This is a genomic window from Flavobacterium sp. AK-345 (genome assembly GCF_058310175.1).
The window spans coordinates 134,402-153,838 of record NZ_JBZEER010000001.1; the positions used below are offsets into that span (position 1 = coordinate 134,402).

17 protein-coding genes are annotated in these 19,437 nt (G+C 35.5%); 10 read left to right on the forward strand and 7 right to left on the reverse strand.

Annotated features, from left to right (window positions below):
• The first annotated feature begins 57 nt into the window (after positions 1-57).
• Positions 58-2,274, forward strand: coding sequence for a glycoside hydrolase family 3 C-terminal domain-containing protein (locus AC4FQ3_RS00590; RefSeq protein ID WP_491180467.1), 2,217 nt, complete (start codon positions 58-60; stop codon positions 2,272-2,274).
• Between the two features lie 400 nt (positions 2,275-2,674).
• Entirely contained in the window at positions 2,675-3,805 is a 1,131-nt protein-coding gene (locus AC4FQ3_RS00595) for an acyltransferase family protein (protein ID WP_491180468.1), read from the forward strand.
• A 355-nt stretch (positions 3,806-4,160) separates the two neighbouring features.
• On the opposite strand, the gene AC4FQ3_RS00600 is transcribed toward AC4FQ3_RS00595, so the two are convergent.
• Positions 4,161-5,264: an NADH:flavin oxidoreductase gene (locus tag AC4FQ3_RS00600; RefSeq protein ID WP_042564425.1), complete on the reverse strand. Its 1,104-nt coding sequence runs from the start codon at positions 5,262-5,264 to the stop codon at positions 4,161-4,163.
• A gap of 6 nt (positions 5,265-5,270) precedes the next feature.
• Complete coding sequence (locus AC4FQ3_RS00605) at positions 5,271-5,573, reverse strand: ArsR/SmtB family transcription factor (protein WP_041518777.1); 303 nt, start codon at positions 5,571-5,573, stop codon at positions 5,271-5,273.
• Between the two features lie 319 nt (positions 5,574-5,892).
• Here AC4FQ3_RS00605 and AC4FQ3_RS00610 point away from each other — a divergent pair, with 319 nt between their 5' ends.
• Both AC4FQ3_RS00610 and AC4FQ3_RS00615 read left to right on the forward strand, forming a co-directional pair.
• Entirely contained in the window at positions 5,893-6,384 is a 492-nt protein-coding gene (locus tag AC4FQ3_RS00610; RefSeq protein WP_491180469.1) for a TlpA family protein disulfide reductase, read from the forward strand.
• A 268-nt stretch (positions 6,385-6,652) separates the two neighbouring features.
• Positions 6,653-7,126, forward strand: a complete 474-nt coding sequence (locus AC4FQ3_RS00615) for a hypothetical protein (protein WP_491180470.1) — start codon at positions 6,653-6,655, stop codon at positions 7,124-7,126.
• 8 nt (positions 7,127-7,134) lie between these two features.
• Here the strand turns inward: AC4FQ3_RS00615 and AC4FQ3_RS00620 are convergent, their stop codons facing one another.
• Positions 7,135-8,001: a chromate resistance protein ChrB domain-containing protein gene (locus AC4FQ3_RS00620; RefSeq protein WP_491180471.1), complete on the reverse strand. Its 867-nt coding sequence runs from the start codon at positions 7,999-8,001 to the stop codon at positions 7,135-7,137.
• Between the two features lie 18 nt (positions 8,002-8,019).
• Positions 8,020-8,403, reverse strand: coding sequence for a hypothetical protein (locus tag AC4FQ3_RS00625; protein WP_042564429.1), 384 nt, complete (start codon positions 8,401-8,403; stop codon positions 8,020-8,022).
• 220 nt (positions 8,404-8,623) lie between these two features.
• Between AC4FQ3_RS00625 and galA the strand changes: the two genes are divergently transcribed.
• Both galA and AC4FQ3_RS00635 read left to right on the forward strand, forming a co-directional pair.
• Positions 8,624-11,440, forward strand: coding sequence for a beta-galactosidase GalA (gene galA / locus AC4FQ3_RS00630; protein WP_491180472.1), 2,817 nt, complete (start codon positions 8,624-8,626; stop codon positions 11,438-11,440).
• Positions 11,441-11,635: 195 nt separating this feature from the next.
• Entirely contained in the window at positions 11,636-13,210 is a 1,575-nt protein-coding gene (locus AC4FQ3_RS00635) for a Na+/H+ antiporter (RefSeq protein ID WP_042564431.1), read from the forward strand.
• Between the two features lie 422 nt (positions 13,211-13,632).
• Here the strand turns inward: AC4FQ3_RS00635 and AC4FQ3_RS00640 are convergent, their stop codons facing one another.
• Together AC4FQ3_RS00640 and AC4FQ3_RS00645 are read right to left on the reverse strand one after the other, a co-directional pair.
• Positions 13,633-14,655 (reverse strand): MBL fold metallo-hydrolase, encoded by a 1,023-nt coding sequence (locus AC4FQ3_RS00640; RefSeq protein ID WP_491180473.1) that lies wholly within the window; start codon positions 14,653-14,655, stop codon positions 13,633-13,635.
• A gap of 102 nt (positions 14,656-14,757) precedes the next feature.
• Positions 14,758-15,345 (reverse strand): Crp/Fnr family transcriptional regulator, encoded by a 588-nt coding sequence (locus AC4FQ3_RS00645; protein WP_073393795.1) that lies wholly within the window; start codon positions 15,343-15,345, stop codon positions 14,758-14,760.
• 199 nt (positions 15,346-15,544) lie between these two features.
• Between AC4FQ3_RS00645 and AC4FQ3_RS00650 the strand changes: the two genes are divergently transcribed.
• From AC4FQ3_RS00650 to AC4FQ3_RS00665, 4 genes are all read left to right on the forward strand, one after another.
• The gene (locus tag AC4FQ3_RS00650) at positions 15,545-16,417 is read left to right on the forward strand and encodes a helix-turn-helix domain-containing protein (protein WP_073393796.1); all 873 of its coding nucleotides are present in this window, start codon (positions 15,545-15,547) and stop codon (positions 16,415-16,417) included.
• 184 nt (positions 16,418-16,601) lie between these two features.
• On the forward strand, positions 16,602-17,012 hold the full coding sequence (locus tag AC4FQ3_RS00655; protein WP_491180474.1) for a (R)-mandelonitrile lyase: 411 nt from the start codon (positions 16,602-16,604) through the stop codon (positions 17,010-17,012).
• A 24-nt stretch (positions 17,013-17,036) separates the two neighbouring features.
• Complete coding sequence (locus AC4FQ3_RS00660) at positions 17,037-17,444, forward strand: cupin domain-containing protein (protein WP_042564436.1); 408 nt, start codon at positions 17,037-17,039, stop codon at positions 17,442-17,444.
• Between the two features lie 138 nt (positions 17,445-17,582).
• Positions 17,583-18,647 carry an NAD(P)-dependent alcohol dehydrogenase gene (locus tag AC4FQ3_RS00665; RefSeq protein WP_491180475.1) on the forward strand — a complete coding sequence of 355 codons (1,065 nt, stop codon included), beginning with the start codon at positions 17,583-17,585 and terminating at the stop codon, positions 18,645-18,647.
• A gap of 130 nt (positions 18,648-18,777) precedes the next feature.
• On the opposite strand, the gene AC4FQ3_RS00670 is transcribed toward AC4FQ3_RS00665, so the two are convergent.
• Positions 18,778-19,365, reverse strand: a complete 588-nt coding sequence (locus tag AC4FQ3_RS00670; protein WP_491180476.1) for a DUF4142 domain-containing protein — start codon at positions 19,363-19,365, stop codon at positions 18,778-18,780.
• Positions 19,366-19,437: the final 72 nt, after the last annotated feature.

The following is a 19,437-nucleotide window of genomic DNA, read 5'->3' on the forward strand; positions in this document are numbered from 1 at the left end:
GTACTTTTGACACAAAGCTATCTTATATATAAATTAATGCTTTAATAAATTATAGTTATGTTTAAAAACGTTAAAACAATTGTTGTTTTACTTTTGTTGGCTTCGATTGGGATAAATGCCCAAAACAAAATTCCGGTTTATCTTGATGATAAAAAGTCGATTGAAGAGCGTGTCGCAGATGCACTTTCAAAAATGACAACCGACGAAAAAATTGCCATGATTCACGCACAATCTAAATTTAGTTCGCCGGGTGTTCCGCGTTTGGGAATTCCGGAAAACTGGATGACCGACGGACCACACGGAATTCGTACCGAAGTTAAATGGGACGAATGGGATCAGGCAGGCTGGACAAACGACTCTTGCATTGCATTTCCTGCTCTTACAGCGCTTTCTGCAACCTGGAACAAAGAAATGGCTTCTTTATACGGAAAATCAATTGGTGAAGAAGCACGTTACCGTAACAAAAATGTACTATTAGGACCCGGAGTTAATATTTACAGAACACCATTGAACGGTCGTAATTTCGAATATATGGGTGAAGATCCTTTCCTGACTTCAAAAATGGTGGTTCCTTATATTAAAGGAGTTCAGTCAAACGGAGTTGCGGCTTGTGTAAAACATTTTGCCTTAAACAATCAGGAAACCAATCGTAACTCAGTAAACGTAATTGTGGACGACAGAGCGTTATACGAAATTTATCTTCCGGCTTTTAAAGCTGCAGTACAAGAAGGCGATGCCTGGGCGATTATGGGATCCTACAATAAATATAAAGGACAGCAATGTTGCCACAACGAATTTTTGTTAAACGATATTCTTCGTGGAGAATGGGGTTTCAAAGGTGTTGTAGTTTCAGATTGGGGTGGCGTTAATGATACCAAACAAGCGATTCATAACGGTTTGGATATGGAATTTGGCTCCTGGACAAACGGACTTTCATGGGGAACAAGCAATGCTTATGACAACTACTTTTTGGCAAAACCATATTCGATTATGATTGCCAGAGGCGAAGTTGGAACGAAAGAATTAGATGAGAAAGTAAGCCGTATTTTACGTTTATCTTTTTTAACAACGATGAATAAAAACAGACCTTTTGGATCTTTTGGAACAGAAGAACATGCAAAAGCAGGTTTGAAAATTGCTGAAGAAGGAATTGTATTACTTCAAAATAACAATAATATTTTGCCAATCAATCTTGCTAAAACTAAAAAAATTGCTGTAATTGGTGAAAATGCCATTAAAATGATGACAGTTGGTGGAGGAAGTTCTTCATTGAAAGCAAGATATGAAATCACACCACTTGAAGGATTAAAGAAAAGAATAGGTAATCAGGCTGAAATCGTATACGCTCGTGGTTATGTGGGAGATCCGACAAGTAATTATAACGGTGTTATTGCAAAAGTAAGTTTAGAAGACAAACGTTCTGCTGCTGAACTAACTGCAGAAGCTTTAAAAGTGGCTAAAGATGCTGATATTGTGCTTTTTATTGGAGGTTTAAACAAAAGCGACAATCAGGATGCAGAAGGCCACGACCGTAAAGGATTAGAACTTTCTTATGGTCAGGATAAATTAATCAGCGAGTTGGCGAAAGTAAATAAAAATATAGTTTTTGTAAATATTTCAGGAAATGCTGTGGCAATGCCGTGGGTAAAAGAAGTTCCGGGAATTGTGCAAGGCTGGTTTTTAGGTACAGAAGCAGGAAATGCTTTGGCAGCCGTTTTAGTTGGAGATGTAAATCCATCTGGAAAACTGACTTTTACTTTCCCTGTAAAATTGTCTGACAATGGTGCTCACGCTTTAGGAGAATTTCCTGGTGGTGATGAAGTTAAATACAATGAAAGCATTTTTGTAGGGTATCGCTATGCCGACAAGCAAAAAGCAAAACCATTATTTTCTTTTGGTCACGGATTAAGTTACACGACTTTTGAATACGGAAAAGTGACAGCTGATAAAAAACAAGTTTCTGCTGATGGTAAAATTACGTTTTCTGTAAAAGTTAAAAATACGGGTTCAAGAGAAGGTTCAGAAGTTGTTCAGCTTTATATCAGTGATTTAAAATCTTCATTAGTTCGTCCGATAAAAGAATTAAAAGGTTTTGAGAAAATTTCGCTTAAAGCGGGAGAAGAAAAAACAGTGACTTTTACAGTTGATAAAACGGCTTTGAGCTTTTTTGATGATAAAAAACACGACTGGGTTGCAGAACCGGGCGCTTTTGAAGCAATCGTTGGTGCATCTTCAACAGATATAAAATCTAAAGTGGGATTCTCACTTCAATAGTTTCATTATTTCTAAATTGGTTGGTTGTAAAGCTGCAATTGTAAAAAATTGCGGCTTTGCTTTTAAATTATTTTACGTTAAAATAATTTTTACCATTAAGATATTAAGTTAATTAAGCTTTGTGCTTAAATTTATCTGGTGAGAATTAAGTTCGACGAGCTTAAACTTAATTTTTCTTAATCTCTTAATGGTTCAAAAAAATAAACACTTTATTGTTTTAATTAAAGCCGAATTAGAAAATTAGATCAAATTATATAGTTATACATAAAGCTTTGCGAACATTTAAAGATCTTTTCAAAAATTTCCATCGCTATCTTTGCGTAAAAAACCTTTGCGGACTTTGCGGTTAAATAAGTTCAATAAAAAACTAACCATCAACCATTAATAATTAACCATTTTTATGAGTTCTATTTCTACTGATATTCAACCCAAAAAACATTATGAAATTTTAGACGGTTTACGTGGAGTAGCGGCTATTTTAGTTGTTGCTTTCCATATTTTTGAAGCTTTTGGCGGCGGAAATCGTTTTATACAAATTATCAATCACGGTTATCTTGCCGTTGATTTCTTTTTTCTCTTATCAGGATTTGTTGTCGCTTATGCGTATGACGATCGCTGGGCGAGAATGACGCAATGGGAATTTTACAAACGACGTTTAATACGTTTACAGCCCATGGTAATTATGGGAATGATCATTGGAGCCATTTTTTATTATTTTCAGGCTTCGGATATTTTGTTTCCGATGATTGCCGGAATGGAAATCTGGAAAGTGATTCTGACCATGGTTATTGGGTTTACATTATTACCAATTCCGCCATCATTAGAAATCAGAGGCTGGGGCGAAATGCATCCCTTGAATGGACCTGCATGGTCATTATTCTTCGAATACATTGCGAATATTTTATACGCCTTAATCTTCCGTAAATTCTCCAATAAAGTTTTAGGCTTTTTTGTTCTGATATTTGCCGGATTACTTATTAATTATACCGTTTTTGGACCAAAAGGTGATGTAATTGGCGGATGGTCGTTAAATCTGGAACAAATGAATGTTGGTTTCACCCGTTTATTGTATCCGTTTTTTGCAGGGATTTTGCTTTCCCGTTTAGGAAAACTAATTCACATAAAAGGCGCTTTCTGGGTTTGCAGTATTTTAATCACAATTGTACTTGCCTTACCAAGATTTGGAGATGAAAACAGTTTATGGATGAACGGTTTATATGAATCTATTTGTATTATTCTGGTTTTCCCTCTTATTGTTGCGATTGGTGCGGGCGGAGAAATAAAAAATGCTTTTTCGACTAAAATATGCAAACTTTTAGGTGATATTTCATATCCAATTTATATTACACATTATCCTCTAATTTATTGGTTTACGGCTTGGGTTGTAGATAATAAAGTTTCAATTGCAGATGGTTATGGTGTTGGAATTGGAGTTTTGATTGCCAGTATTGTAATGGCGTATTTATGTTTGAAATTGTATGATGAACCGGTTAGAAATTGGCTTCTTAGAAGGAGCAAAGGTTCAAAGTAACAAAAGGTTCAGAGGTTCAGAGGCTCAAAGGCTCAAAGGCTCAAAGGCTCAAAGGCTCAAAGGTAATAGAGTAAACATCAAATTTTACACATTCCAAATCGTAGAGATACACAGTAGTGTATCTACGCACAGGATATCGACAAAGAATGTAAATGATGAAGATGATGATTTTAAAAAAGGGATGAAACATTTTTATATGTTTCATCCCTTTTTTGTCTATTTTCTTTATGGATATACGTTGCGTAGACGCACTGCTGTGCGTCTCTACAATTGTAAATGTAAAACAACAACAAAGGTTCAAAGGAAAACTTTGTCCTTTTGAACCTTTGCATCTTTGAACCTTTTAAAAAAAAACTTATTCAAGAACCAATGCTCCTAAAGCTTCTTTACTGAAACCTTTCAATTGATCTGTTTTTCCGGCTTTGATTTTGGCAACCCAATTAGGATCAGATAATAATGGTCTTCCCACAGCAACTAAATCAAAATCGCCACGGTCGAAACGTCTGTTTAATTCTTCCAAAGAAGTTGGCTCAGAACTTTCTCCTGCAAAAGCACCGAAGAAATCTCCAGAAAGACCAACAGAACCTACAGTAATTGTTGGTGCGCCTGTTACTTTTTTAGCCCATCCTGCAAAGTTCAAATCAGAATCTTCGAATTCAGGTTCCCAGAAACGACGTTGAGAACAATGTAAAATATCTACTCCGGCATCAACAAGAGGATTAAGCCACGCTTCTAATTCCTGTGGATTTTTAGCCAGTTTATAATTATAATCAGAAGGTTTAAATTGAGAAAAACGCATGATAACAGCGAAGTCATTTCCAACTTGTTTTCTGATTTCTTTTACCACTTCAATAGCAAAACGATTACGTTCCGGCAATGTTTTTCCACCGTAAATATCAGTACGTAAATTAGTTTCAGCTCTAAAAAACTGATCGATTAAATAACCGTGCGCACCGTGAATTTCGATTGTATCAAAACCTAATCTTTTAGCATCAGCGGCAGCTTTACCAAAAGCAATAATAGTATCTTCGATATCTTTTTCAGTCATCGTGTTTCCGTTGCTGAAATCTGGTCGGTTTAACCCAGACGGACCTTCAAAAGGAACTGGCGGAACCCATCCTGAATGGTGATTATCCATAATTCCCATATGCCAGATTTGTGGCCCCATTGCACCGCCTGCAGCGTGAACTTCTTTAATTACTTTTTCCCAGCCGTTTAAAGCTTCACCATAAAAATGAGGTACATTTCCATCGTTAGATGATGAAGGTCTGTCGATTACAGTCCCTTCAGATAATATTAGACCAACTTCACCTTCAGCTCTTTTTTGATAATAAGCGGCTACTTCATCAGTTGGAATTCCGTTTGGAGAAAATGAGCGCGTCATTGGCGCCATTACGATTCGGTTTTTAAGATTTAACGTTTTTAAGTTAAATGGAGAAAACAGGTTGTTTGTACTCATAGTAATTTACAAATTAGATTGAATTAATTTACTGAGTGCTTCAAAGGCACCTTCGTTACGTTTATAATAGGTCCATTGTCCTACGCGTTTGGATTCTATAAATCCGGCGCGCTGTAAAATAGACAGGTATTCTGAAACTGTTGATTGCGTCAGGCCCGCTTTGGCCTGAATTTGTCCTACACAAACTCCGTGTTCAAATCCGGCGTGCTGAAGCTGATCCGGAAAGTTAATTTCGGGTTCTTTTAACCATTCCAGCATTTGCAATCTGGACTTATTAGATAATGCTTTAAAGATTTCTATATTTTCCATGGTGCAAATATATCGACTTTTCCCGATATACCAATTTAAATATTTTTTTTTAGGATAATTTTAAGAAGATAGGAGGATTTATGAAGAAGTATTTATATTTGTTTGTAGATTAATCTCGCAAAGTCGGAAGGTCGCAAAGTTTATACACAATATTGTCATTTCGACGTAAGGAGAAATCTCCGTAAGGAGCTCGACAAAGATTGGATTCTCGTTGCGGAGTTACTTGCGGAGATTTCTCCTTACGTCGAAATGACAAAAAAATGGAGACTTTTGGAGATTAATGAAATAAAGAGATACCCCAAACTTATCTATAATTACTATGAAAAAAACTTTACTTATTTTAGGATTCTTATTGTGTGTTATATCAAACTCAAAAGCTCAGGTTGTTGGAACTGATGTTGGAGATATCGCGCCAGAAATAGATCTTCCGGATCCAAAAGGAAACAACGTTGTACTTTCTTCTTTAAGAGGAGATTTGGTTTTGGTTGATTTCTGGGCATCTTGGTGCGGGCCTTGTACGAAAGAACATCCTGAATTGATAAAATTATACAACACTTATCAGGGGAAATTTTCGATTTACAGCGTATCAATGGATACTAAAAAACCGCTTTGGCTGGCTGCAATTGCTAAACAAAAATTACCATGGACTCAAGTAAGCGATTTAAAATACTGGACTTCACCAGTTGTCGGCGATTATATGCTGCAATCTGTTCCGCTAAATTTTTTAATTGACAAAAACGGAATTATCGTTGCGAAAAACATTCATGGAAATGCATTGAATGAAATGGTGAAGAGTATTTTAGGGCAGTAGCGTTTTTTTGTTTTAGGTTTCAAGGTTCAAGTTTTGGATTGCGAAACTTTGTCTATAAACTAAAGTTTACACAAAGCGGATGAACGTTAAACCCGACAGTCCCGAAGCCTCGGGATAAAACCTGTCGGGTTTAATCGCTTTACGGAGAAAAACTTATTTTGAATGAATTGCCGATCTTTGTCAAAGTTTAAAACTTTGACAAAGATTCTCCTAAAACCTGAAACAAAATAAATCCTGAAACAAAACAAAACCAGAAACAAATCAATTTATGCAATCAAACCTCAGTTTGTCTGAATTTCGTAGAAGATTGACCGATAATACAGAAATTGGTTCTCCAAAAGCAGCATTGGGGCAGGTTAGAGTTTTTCCTTTATCTGGTGCAGTAAAGCCTTTTTATGGATTTTTTGATGACAACAGTTTTAGTTTAACTATAAATTCATTAAAATCATCAACTTTTTTTATTGTGAAAGGAAACTACAAGAATGGTAATAATGGAGTAGAAGTAGATTATATTGTTGAATCGGGCAATAAATACCAGCAATTTTGGTCACACTATTCTCCAATAATTTTGATTGTGGCCATTAATATATTTTTTCTCTTTTTCGCAAGAGGACTAAGACGAGCGTCTACAATTGTGAATTTGTTTTTACTTTTTTTGGCTTTCTATTCGAGATGGTATGAAGAGCGGAAGAGACAAAAGTTAGAAAAAAAGTTTATAAGTGTTTTTGAAATAAAAAGATAAGTACAATGTTATTGACCTTTTCCTTCTGAATTACTTTTTAGTGCATTTTTTCTATACGAAGAAGGATTTTTCCCTGTATGTAATTTGAATATTCTCGTAAAATGGCTTTGATCTGAAAAGCCTGTCATGTAAGCGATTTCAGTTAGCGTGTAAGTTGAATTCTGAATAAGATTTATGGCTTTTTCGATTCTTAATTTTCGAACATATTCGCCAAAATTTAAATCTTCAAAGTATTTAGAAAATTCCCGCGATAAATAAGAAGGATTGAGTTCTAAATCATTTGATATTTTTTTAAGATCGAAAGTAAACTGTGCGTCGATTTGATCCTGAATTATTTCTTTTAAATCTTTAACCCAGGAAGGCGTTTTTTTACCTGCTTTTTTTTCGCTTAAAAATTTATTATAGACTTCATGAAGCAAATTTTCAAAAGGGCTATTTTGCAGATGATTTTGTTTGTAAAGATGCGTAGCCCAACTGTAAAGGGCATCGTAGAGAATCATTCCGTTTTTTAGCAATTCTAAATCGTCTGTGATATTATGAGAAAGTCCGGCCGAAATTGCCCAAAGGCCAGCTGATTCTTTTGCAATTTCATGTCGGTCTGTATCGGCGCCACGAACAATTTTTGCCATAATTAAAACCGCAGGATCCTTAATTTGATATTTCTTAATGATGTAATCAAAAGTGCATTCTTCATTATAATGCGTAAATTCGACATCAGGAATATCAAAAGGAATTGCGTTTAATTCTTTTGCTTTGGTAATAACTTCATTAAAAGGAACATAAAAAAAATCAGCTTCAGGATCAACAAATTTTTGAATCAGCCATGGACAAGCAATTCTGTCAATCTTTGGCCTTTCGCGTGTGATCCACTTCATTTTTTATATTGCTTTAAATTAATTCAGCCCATCAATAATACTTCTAACGCCTCCAAAATTGGTTTTTAGCATTTCTCTTACCTGAAATTGTGTTTTATTTCGGGTCACGCTATCCCATTCTTTAAAATCATAAACGTGAATATTTTTCGCATACGGATTGGTAACGAAAGAAAGTCTTGCGATTGAATATTTAAAATATTTTAATTGATGCGAAATATGTCGGTTGGGAACAACGATAAGAATGGTTTCAAAATCCAGATAATTTTTAGGCACATCGTCACGTTCGGTCAGCCCGAGATGCTCAAAAAAAGCGATTATTTTTTGATCATTAAGTTTGTCAATTTCATGGTCTATACGCTTAATAGTGCTAAGAAGCGTATCTTCATCTTTAATAACACTCATGGTACTACTATTTTTGTTGAATTTCTATCTAAAATTACGCCAAAAGAACAAATTTGACTCAAAAACTGCTAGTAGAATGATTCTAAATTTTTAAACCCTAATTCTCAGGGGGCATTTCAGTACAAATAAGCATGATTTGATAAAATACTATTATTTTAATCAAATTAAAAACAATATTTTTATCGCTATTTTACAACCATTATCCGTTAACCACGTTTTTATGAAAGCTATTTTTTCAAAAGGAATTCTGTTCTGTTTTATTTTTTTGATTTTCTATTCTGCTTCGGCACAAAATAAATCAGAAAGAGATTTAACCCTGATCGATAAAGATTGGCGATTTTCATTTGGACATTTATTTGATACCGGGAAAGATTTTGGTCATGCAACGGGATATTTTTCCTACTTAACCAAAACGGGATTTGGAGACGGTCCCGCATCAAGCAATTTTGATGATAGGGCATGGAGAAAACTAGATCTTCCGCACGACTGGGCGGTTGAACAATCCTTTAGCGAAAAAGCGAGTTTTAGTCATGGTTTTAAAACTGCGGGAAAAGGTTTTCCTGAAAAAAGCATTGGATGGTACCGAAAAAAAATCAGTATTCCGGAAAGTGATAAAGGCAAAATTATTTCGCTAAAATTTGACGGCGTTTTTAGAAATTCGAAAGTGTTTTTCAACGGTTATTTCCTTGGAACAGAAGAAAGTGGTTACAACGGATTTGAATATGATGTAACGGCTTATGTGAATTATGGAGGAGAAAATACGATTGTCGTGCGTGTTGATGCCTCAATGGAAGAAGGCTGGTTTTATGAAGGTGCGGGAATTTACAGACATGTTTATTTGAAGAAAACTAATCCGCTTCATGTGGCGCAAAACGGAACTTATGTAACTTCTGAAATAAAAGAAAACAAGGCAGAAGTTTCAGCAGAAGTTACTATCGAAAACAAAGGAAATTATAAAGGAGCAATCGAAATTGTTCAGACGATTTTGGATGCTCAGGGAAAACAAATTGCAACGGTTTCTGAAAACGGAACTGCTCCAAATTTTTATAAAACAACAAATTACACTTCAAAATTAACGGTTAATAATCCATTATTATGGGATATTGAAAATCCGAATTTATATCGTTTAATAACCGAAATTAAGCAGGATGGAAAAATTATAGACCGTTATGAAACTCCGTTCGGAATTAGAACCATAAAGTTTGATGCCGAGAAAGGTTTTTTCCTTAACGGAAAATCGGTAAAACTAAAAGGAACAAACAATCATCAGGATCATGCAGGAATTGGAACGGCGCTGCCGGATGAATTGCAGTATTTCAGAATTAAAAAACTGAAAGAAATGGGTTCGAATGCGTATCGTTGTTCGCATCATCCGCCAACGCCGGAACTTCTTGAAGCCTGCGATAAACTGGGAATGCTGGTTATTGATGAAACCCGTTTGATGGGAATTAATGATTATCATTTGAATGATTTGGAGCGCATGATAAAACGCGATCGCAATCATCCGAGTATTTTTTGCTGGTCGGTTGGAAATGAAGAATGGAATATTGAAGGTAATATCGTAGGCGAACGTATTACGAATGTGATGCAGGAATTTACGAAAGGTATCGATGCTACAAGACCTGTAACGGTGGGAATTAGCAGCGGTTTTAAAAGCGGAATTTCATCTGTTGTCGAAATTATGGGATATAATTACATGGGCAACGGCGATATTGATGCACACAGAAACCAGTTTAAACAACAGCCAGGAATGGGGACAGAGGAAGGCTCGACTTTTGCAACACGAGGTGTTTATTTTACAGATGACGCCAAACATTACCAAAGTGCTTACGATAAAAAACCGCGCCCAAGTTTTTTTAGTATTGAAGAAGGCTGGAAATTTTATGCTGAAAGACCATATTTAGCAGGAATGTTTATCTGGACAGGTTTTGATTATCGCGGTGAACCAACGCCTTACGGTTGGCCATCGGTTACTTCGTATTTTGGGATGATGGATGTTTGCGGTTTCCCGAAAGACAATGTTTTCTATTTGAAATCCTGGTGGGGAACTGAACCTGTTTTGCATATTATGCCTCATTGGAACTGGAGCACAGGAAAAGAAATCGATGTTTGGGTACATTCTAATTGTGATGAAGTAGAGCTTTTTCTGAATAAAGAAAGTCTTGGTAAAAAGAAAATGGAGCAAAACGGACATTTAGAATGGAAGGTAAAATATGTTCCGGGGACGCTTGAAGCGGTTGGTTATAAAAATGGTAAAAAGATACTTTCGGATATTCAGAAAACAACAGAAAATGCTCAAAACATCAAACTTTCTGTTGATAAAGAAAACATTTCTAATGCAAATGTTGTGGTTATTACAGCTGAAACAACAGATGAAAAAGGCGCACATGTACCAACCGCAAATCACGAAATGACTTTTTCTATAAAAGGCGGAAAGATTCTTGGAATAGGAAATGGAAACCCAACATCGTTAGAAAAGGATAAATTTATTGATAACACAGAGCTGGTTGATATAATTAATTTTGAGGAGAAGAAATTGGCTTCGGCTAATATTCCTAACCAAATTACTGTTGAAGCTGATAATAACTGGAAAGAAGCTTTTAAAGACAGAGATTATAAAAATCAAGCTCCTGCGTATGTGTATCGCGGAAAGTTTGATTTGAAAAACAATATTAAAACAAACACAGTTACTTTCTTTTACAAAAAAATCGGAATAAACGCAGTCGTTTTTGTCAACGGAAATAAAATTCCGGCAAGTACAGAAGATGATCAAAAATATATTTTGAATGCGGCTGTTTTAAAACAAGGTTTAAACACAATTCAAATTATTGCGCCGCCTTTGCAAAAAAATAAAGATTGGGATGTTATGAATACCGATCCGGGCATTATTCAGGTAATTACACCAGCAGAACAATGGAAACGAAAATTATTTAACGGATACGCACAAATCATTATTCAGAAAGATGAAAATGCGGACGAAGTTATTTTATCGGCTACAGCCAAAGGATTAAAAACGGGAACTGTTAGTATAAAATAAAGTTCGGTTTTGATGTCAGGCTGAGCGGAGTCGAAGCCCTCTCCAGGTAAAAAGCCTTCTCCCGAAGCCTCGGGACACTCAGGGTGACACTCATTTTTAAAACTCCTAAACTGAAATTACTTTATCCAAAAAATATTTCCTAATATTGATATTTCAAAAGATTATAGCTTTATAAATTTTTAATAAAATTCTCAAATGTTAGATAATCTCGCGTTTTATATCGGTATTGTCATTGTTATCCTTTTCCTGATTATGGCAAGCAACAAAATAAAAGTTGCTTATCCGGTTTTATTGGTTTTGGCAGGATTGGCTATTAGTTTTATTCCCGGAATTCCAAAATTACGTATCGATCCCGAACTTATTTTTTTCATATTCCTTCCGCCATTATTGTATGAAGCTTCATGGAAAATCTCATGGAAAGAACTCTGGCGCTGGCGACGTATTATAACCAGTTTTGCCTTTTTGGTTGTATTTTTTACAGCACTTTCTGTTGCACTTTTTTCGAATTATTTTATACCGGGATTTTCACTTGCATTAGGTTTTTTGCTTGGCGGAATTGTTTCACCTCCTGATGCCGTAAGTGTGGGCGCTATTTTGAAATTTGTAAAAGTACCCCGCCGACTGTCTTCTATTTTAGAAGGCGAAAGTTTGTTGAATGACGCCTCATCGTTGATTATTTTTCGCTTTGCGCTAATAACCGCAGGTACGGGACAATTTGTTTGGTATAATGCTGTAACGAGTTTTGGCTGGATGGTAATTGCGGGAGTTGGAGTTGGCGTAGCGATTGGTTTTATTTTCATGAAACTGCATAAATATTTGCCCACAGATGCCAATATAGATATCGTATTTTCTATCGTAACGCCTTATGTTATTTATCTCGTTGCCGAGGAAATTCACAGTTCTGGTGTTCTTGCAGTTGTAAGTGGCGGATTATTATTATCGAATAACCGGCTTTCGTTTTTAAGCAGCACATCGCGATTGCGCGGTGTTAATGTCTGGGAAAGTTTCTGCTTTATCCTCAACGGATTAATTTTTATGTTTATTGGTCTCGACTTGCCTGAAATTACTTCAGGATTGGGAGATGTGAGTCTTTCCTCAGCGATTGGTTATGGTCTTTTGATTACATTGGTTTTGATCATTGCGAGGTTAATATCAGCTTATGCGGCTGTAATTGTAACTTTGATAGCCCGAAATTTTATAACAGTTGCAGATTCCAGACATCCGGGTTACAAAGGAATTGTAATTATTGGATGGTCGGGTATGCGAGGTGTTGTATCGTTGGCGGCGGCGTTATCTATTCCCGTTTATGCGCAGGGCGGAGCAGAGTTTCCGCAAAGAAATTTGATTCTCTTCATCACTTTTGTTGTTATATTGACCACATTGCTTTTACAAGGATTAACATTGCCATGGCTTATTAAAAAATTAAATATGCCGGATCCTGATTTTATTATGCCCGATGATGAAATGTATAATAAGTTAAGACGAATGCTTTCTCAACAGGCTCTGAATCATTTAAAAACGAACTACAGCCAACATCTTGAAACTGAAAAAGTATTGCAGCAACTCGCTGTAAAATGGGAAGATGCAAGTGTTTCTAACAACGAAGATATTTTAATGACCGAAGAAGCCAAAAAAGTTTACAGAGAAATATTAAACCTGCAAAGACAATGGCTTACAGATAAAAACAAAGATCACCGAATTGATGAAGAAATTGTACGCAAGCATATTTTGCATTTAGATTTGGAAGAGGAAAAACTGCATTTTCTTTAAAATTTGTTTCAGGTTTTTTTGTTTCAAGTTTCAAACTTTGTCTATAAACTAAAGTTTACACATAGTTTTGTCATCTCGACGGAGGAGAGATCGCACGTGTAACTCTACAAAGATTGGCGATTTTGATTGCGGAGTTTCTAGTGTGATCTCTCCTCCGTCGAGATGACAATATTGGGGCTACTTTGCGTTTCAAGGGATTGAAATCCCTGGCTACAAAATAAATCATTCCTCCGGAATTTTATAAAGAGTTCCAGAGGAACGTATCATATTGTAGGGATGGATTTTAATCCATCATTCGCAATCAAAATCGTCAATATTTGTAGCGTTACACGTGCGATCTCTCCTCTGTCGAGATGACAAAACTTTGTGTTTAAGTACAAAATTTACTTGAAACTTAAAACCTGAAACCTCAAACAAAAAAACTAATTCACCTCTTTCTTAACCATTTTCCAACTTCCTTTTTCTTTAGAATAAGTTTCAGTTATAAAAACATTTTTAGCCTCTTTTCCTTCAAGTTTAATTGCTTCGATATAAGTTAGTACAGCCGTATTTTCATCAGAAGAAACAATTCTGAAATCTTCGGTATTTAAAGATTCATTTTGCTGTGATAAAAGTCTCAATAATGGTTCTTCTTTAATGTATTTTGTTAATTCAAAAGTAGAAACAGGTCCATTGTGAGTGGGGTAAATTGTTTTTACTTTATTATCTAATGCAATTTTCTCGATTAGTTTTAAATTTTGGTCGGCGAGTTGTCTGTTTTCATGATAGAAATGTTCTCTTACATGGTGACCGTCAGGTGCTAAACCTCCGCCTTGCGCTTTAAATGTGCCTACAAAAGCATCTCCAACAAAAAGATTATCGCCAATTAAAATCAATAAATCTCCGGGAGTGTGTCCGCCTTTTATTGGAATTATTTTTCCATCAAAACCAAATTTTTTAAGATCGATATTGGCATTTTCGACAATAATATCAGGCGTAAAAGCGGGATAATCTAAGTCGGAATACTGGCGAAGTCTTGTTCCCCAAATGCTCACGTCTTCAGATTTTGATAATTCGGTTTTTCCTGAAGTAAATTTGTTTAAATCGGCTTTGCTTCCGGCAATTTTGGTTTTGAAATTTTGCTGAAGAAATCTCGCATTTCCTGCATGATCGCCGTGTCCGTGTGTAACAATGGCAAGAGCAATATTTTCGGGTTTAAAACCTAATTTTTTGATAGCACTTATCAAATTATCCTGATATCCTGCAACGGGAACTCCGGTATCAATTAAAATCAGTTTTTCTGAATTTCCTTTTACCAGATAGGCCTCAGTAAAATAGTTCTGAATATGGAAAATCTCAACTTTACTATTGTCTTTGTTTTGTGCCGTAATGCTGGAAGTGATAAATAAAAACCATAGTAATAATGAAAATATTCTCGTATGGTTTGGGTAAATGGTCTTTTTCATTTTTATTTGAATTAAATTATTTTGTCGGTATTGACAATGCAAATTTGAGACAGAATAAAACGAATAAAAATGAACTGGTTTAGGAAATAAGGTTGAACTGGTTTAACTTTTTGAAGTTTTTCTGTTGCGAATTTTACTTAAATATTCGGTACTAAAACCAAGATAAGAAGCCAAAGCATATTGCGGAACGCGCTTTGCAATTGCCGAATATTTGCTCATGAATTCGTCGTAGCGTTCTTCGGCCGTTTTGGTAAAATTAGATAAAAGTCGTTTTTGGTGAAAAGCCAATGAGCGCTGGGTAATAATGCGTTCGAATTTTTCGAGTTTCGGAATTTCCTCCAAAAACTTCTGTTCGTCTTCGTATTCAATTTGAATTAAAACAGAATCTTCCAAAGCTTCTACAAATAAAGTTGCAGGTTCCTGATAAATCAAACTGCTGTAATCAGAAATCCACCAATCTTCGATAGCAAACGAAAGTGTATGTTCTTTTCCTTCATTATCGACCAAATAACCTCTAAATGCGCCTTTTACAACATAACTTTTGTGTTTGCATACAAAACCCGGCTGCACGATAAATTGTCTTTTTTTGACTTTGGTAATCTTCAAAAAAGTCGCCAGATGCGTTTTTTCAGCGTCTGTCAAATCAACGTATCTTGATATATAGTCTATTACGGGTTGTACTTCTTTCATGTAACAAAGATAAAAAAGAAAAGGGTTTGTTTTGTTTCAGGTTTCAGGTTTCAATCTTTGTGGACAAACTAAGAACAAAACCCGACAGGTTTTTAAAACCTGTCGGGTTTATTGAGCAAAGTGAAAACTTGAAACTTGAAACTTGAAACTTGAAACAAAAAACTTATTAATTTTTATTTGATTTTCATAACTTTGCAAAATGAAAGAGCAAAGTGTATGTCAGGCAACAGAACTCGGAATTAACGATTTAAAGTTAAAAGGGTTTAAAGTTTATGAGATAAATGGTGATGTAAGTAAAATTCCAACCTATAACCGCAGGGATTATTACAAAATTTGCATTAATACCAGCAAAAGTCTTATTCATTATGCTGATCGGGGAATCGAAACTGACGGAACTATTTTGTTCTTTGGAAATCCGCATATTCCATATTCGTGGGATACACTTTCGCCAACTTATGAAGGATATGCCTGTGTTTTTACCGAAGATTTTTTAAAGGTAAATGACCGCTCTGAGAGTCTTCATGAATCACCTTTGTTTAAAATAGGCGGAACTCCAATTTTCTCATTATCAGATCAACAGAAGGTTTTTGTTGATTCTCTTTTTGTAAAAATGATCGAAGAACAAGAAACTGATTATGTTTTTAAAGACGATTTAATGCGCAATTATATCAATTTGATTTTGCATGAATCGATGAAAATGCAGCCGTCAGAAAATTTCTTTAAACATAAAAATGCTTCTTCAAGAATAACTTCTTTATTTCTGGAATTGCTGGAAAGACAATTTCCAGTTGAAACTAAAGATCAGCCACTTGTTTTAAAAACTCCGCAAGATTATGCTCAAAGTCTTGCTGTACATGTAAACCACTTAAATCGTTCGGTTAAAGAAGTGACCGGAAAACCTACTACAGCACATATTACTGAACGAATTATTGGCGAAGCCAAAGCCTTGTTACAACACACAGATTGGAGTATTGCCGACATCGGTTACTCACTTGGATTTGAATATCCGAGCTATTTTAATAATTACTTTAAAAGACTTACCGGAACAATTCCGAAATCGTTAAGAATGTAAATTGTTTCATATTCTTAATTTTTTGTTTGATTATTGTTATCTCGGGTTCGCTTTACTAAAGTAATTTTGCGTCGAAATAATTAGTATTAATCCTTTATCGGTTTTCTGCAAACTAAATAAAACTTCTTAAAGCACATTCTTGCTTTGCTGATTTAGTTTTCCCGATAGTAAAAAACAAATAATTATGAAAACTACAGAAAATCAATTAAATGAAATTTTTCCTAAAGGCGATTTGGCTTCGGCAGATTACTTTACAGGAAATGCGTGGGTCAAAATGCTGGTGCCGAATGACCCAATTTTAAATACTGCAGTTGGTAATGTCGTTTTCGAACCCGGTGCAAGAAACAATTGGCACACACATCCCGGAGGACAAATTTTGATTGTAACGCACGGAAAAGGTTACTATCAGGAAGTTGGAAAAACAATTCAATTACTAAAGGAAGGTGATGTGGTAAATATTCAACCCGAAGTTAAACATTGGCACGGAGCATCTCCAGAAAGCGAATTTACCCATATTGCCATCAGTACAAATACTCAACTGGGAATTGTAGACTGGCTTGAGCCTGTAACTGATGAACAATATAATAGTTTTTAATAACCAAACTCAAAACCAATTATTATGTCAACAACTTATTCTACCGTTATCGAAGAAGGGAAAGTTCCCAATACTTATATGACTGGTGATGTTTCCTATAAAAAACAAACCAGCGATATTCACCCTGAAAATACAATGATCAAAGAAGTAACTTTTGAACCTGGCGCAAGAAGCAACTGGCACGTAAATGCAAGTTTGCAATTGCTTATCGCGACAAACGGAATTGGTTATTTTCAGGAAAAAGGCCAAGCAATACGATTACTTCATAAAGACGAAGTAGTTACTATTTTACCAGGAATAGAACATTGGTACGGTGCAACGCCATTTAGTAAATTCTCTTACATCATCATCATCACAGAAGTTGATAAAGGCTCAGGAAGCTGGTTACAAAGCGTAACCGATGAAGAGTATTTTAGTTACGGAGTGAAATAAGATTCCAAGTCTCTAAGATTCTAAGATGCTGAGTTGCTAAGGTCCTAAGTTTTAATCTTTGCGACCTGGCGCCTTTGTGGCTATAAAAAAGCAACTTGAACCCTAAAACAAAGAAAACAAAAACTTAAACCCCTTAAAATGGAAACAAAAAACATAAAAGCCTTTGGTACAGAAGCTGCTGAAGCACCGTTACAAACATTAGACATCAAACGCAGAGGCGTATTGGCACATGATGTTGAAATCGAGATTTTATATTGCGGAATTTGCCATTCTGATTTGCATTCTGCTCGTAATGAGTGGCACGGAACCATTTATCCAATTGTTCCCGGACACGAAATTGTGGGAAGAGTTACAAAAGTTGGCGAGCATGTAAAAAACTTCAAAGTGGGTCAATTAGCCGGAGTAGGCTGTATGGTTGATTCTTGTAGAGAATGTGAACATTGTAAAGAAGGCCTGGAGCAATTTTGTGAGCCTGGAAATACATTGACATTCAACTCTCCTGATGCTCATTTGGGCGGACAAACTTTTGGAGGTTATTCTGAAAGTATTGTTGTTGATGAAAATTATGTATTGCATATTTCAGATAAACTTGATCTTGCCGGAGTTGCACCTTTACTTTGTGCCGGAATCACAACTTATTCTCCGTTAAAACACTGGAAAGTAGGTCCTGGACAAAGAGTAGGAGTTGTGGGCATTGGTGGCTTAGGACATATGGGAATCAAATTAGCGAAAGCTATGGGCGCTCATGTTGTTGTTTTTACGACTTCTTTATCTAAAACCGAAGATGCAAAACGTTTAGGCGCAGATGAAGTTGTTTTATCTACAGATCCTGAACAAATGGCAAAATATGCCAGAAGTTTACACTTTATTTTAGATTGCGTTTCGGCTCAGCATAATATAGATGAATACCTGAATTTACTAAAAGTAGATGGAAATATGGTTTTGGTTGGCGCTCCAATGGAACCGCTTCCTGTAACGTCTTTCAGTCTCTTAATGGGAAGAAGAAGCTTCGCCGGATCAAACATTGGCGGAATTGCAGAAACTCAGGAAATGCTGGACTTCTGCGCAGAACATAACATTACCGCAGATATTGAAGTAATTGGCGTAAACGATGTAAACGACGCTTACGAAAGATTACTTAAAGGAGATATTAAATATCGTTTTGTGATTGATATGGCTTCTTTAAAGTTGCTAAGGTTCTAAGTTCCTAAGATGCTAAGAAAAAAAAACTTAGTTCCTCAGAATCTTAGCAACTTAGTATCTTAAAAAAAATAACCCCTTAAGCAATTCAACTCTTAAGGGGTTTCTCAAAAAAAAATACCAGTACCAATTATTATTTTTTGTCCAATTTTTGTTTTAGCATTTTGGCATGTTCTAAATGTGCTGTTAAACCAGCGATATTATTAGAAGCCCAAAGTCTAATATCTGCATCTTTTGCGTTTTCAGAAGCTTTTTTAAGCTTATCAATTGCTTTTTCATGACCATCAATCATCATGTCAGCAAATTTTTTGTCGAAATCAACACCAGTTTTTTCGTTTAGTTTGTTGTATTCTTCCTGACCATCTTCAGTTAACGAAGTTGGTAACGTAAAGTTTTTAGTTTTTGCTAATGCACTCACTTCAGAAGCTGATTTTGTGTGTTCATCAACAAGCATTTGACCAAATTTTTTCACTTCAGCATTTGTACTTTTAGTTTGCGCTAATTTTCCAATTTCGATTTCAGCTAGGTTAATTTCAGCCTGATCTACCAAAAATTCAGAATCATCTTCTTTGCTGTCGATAGAGTCAAATTTAGCTTCGTTAGCATCTTCAGCAACCTCTTTTGGATCTTCTTGTTTAGTTTCGTTTTTGCAAGAATTTAAAAATATAATGATTAGTCCGGCGCCTAAAATAACTTTTCCTGCTAATAGTAACTTTTTCATGATTTTATGGTTTAAATGTTATGATGTAAAATTATATAGGATGTAGATGGAATGTTTTACAGCATTTTTAGA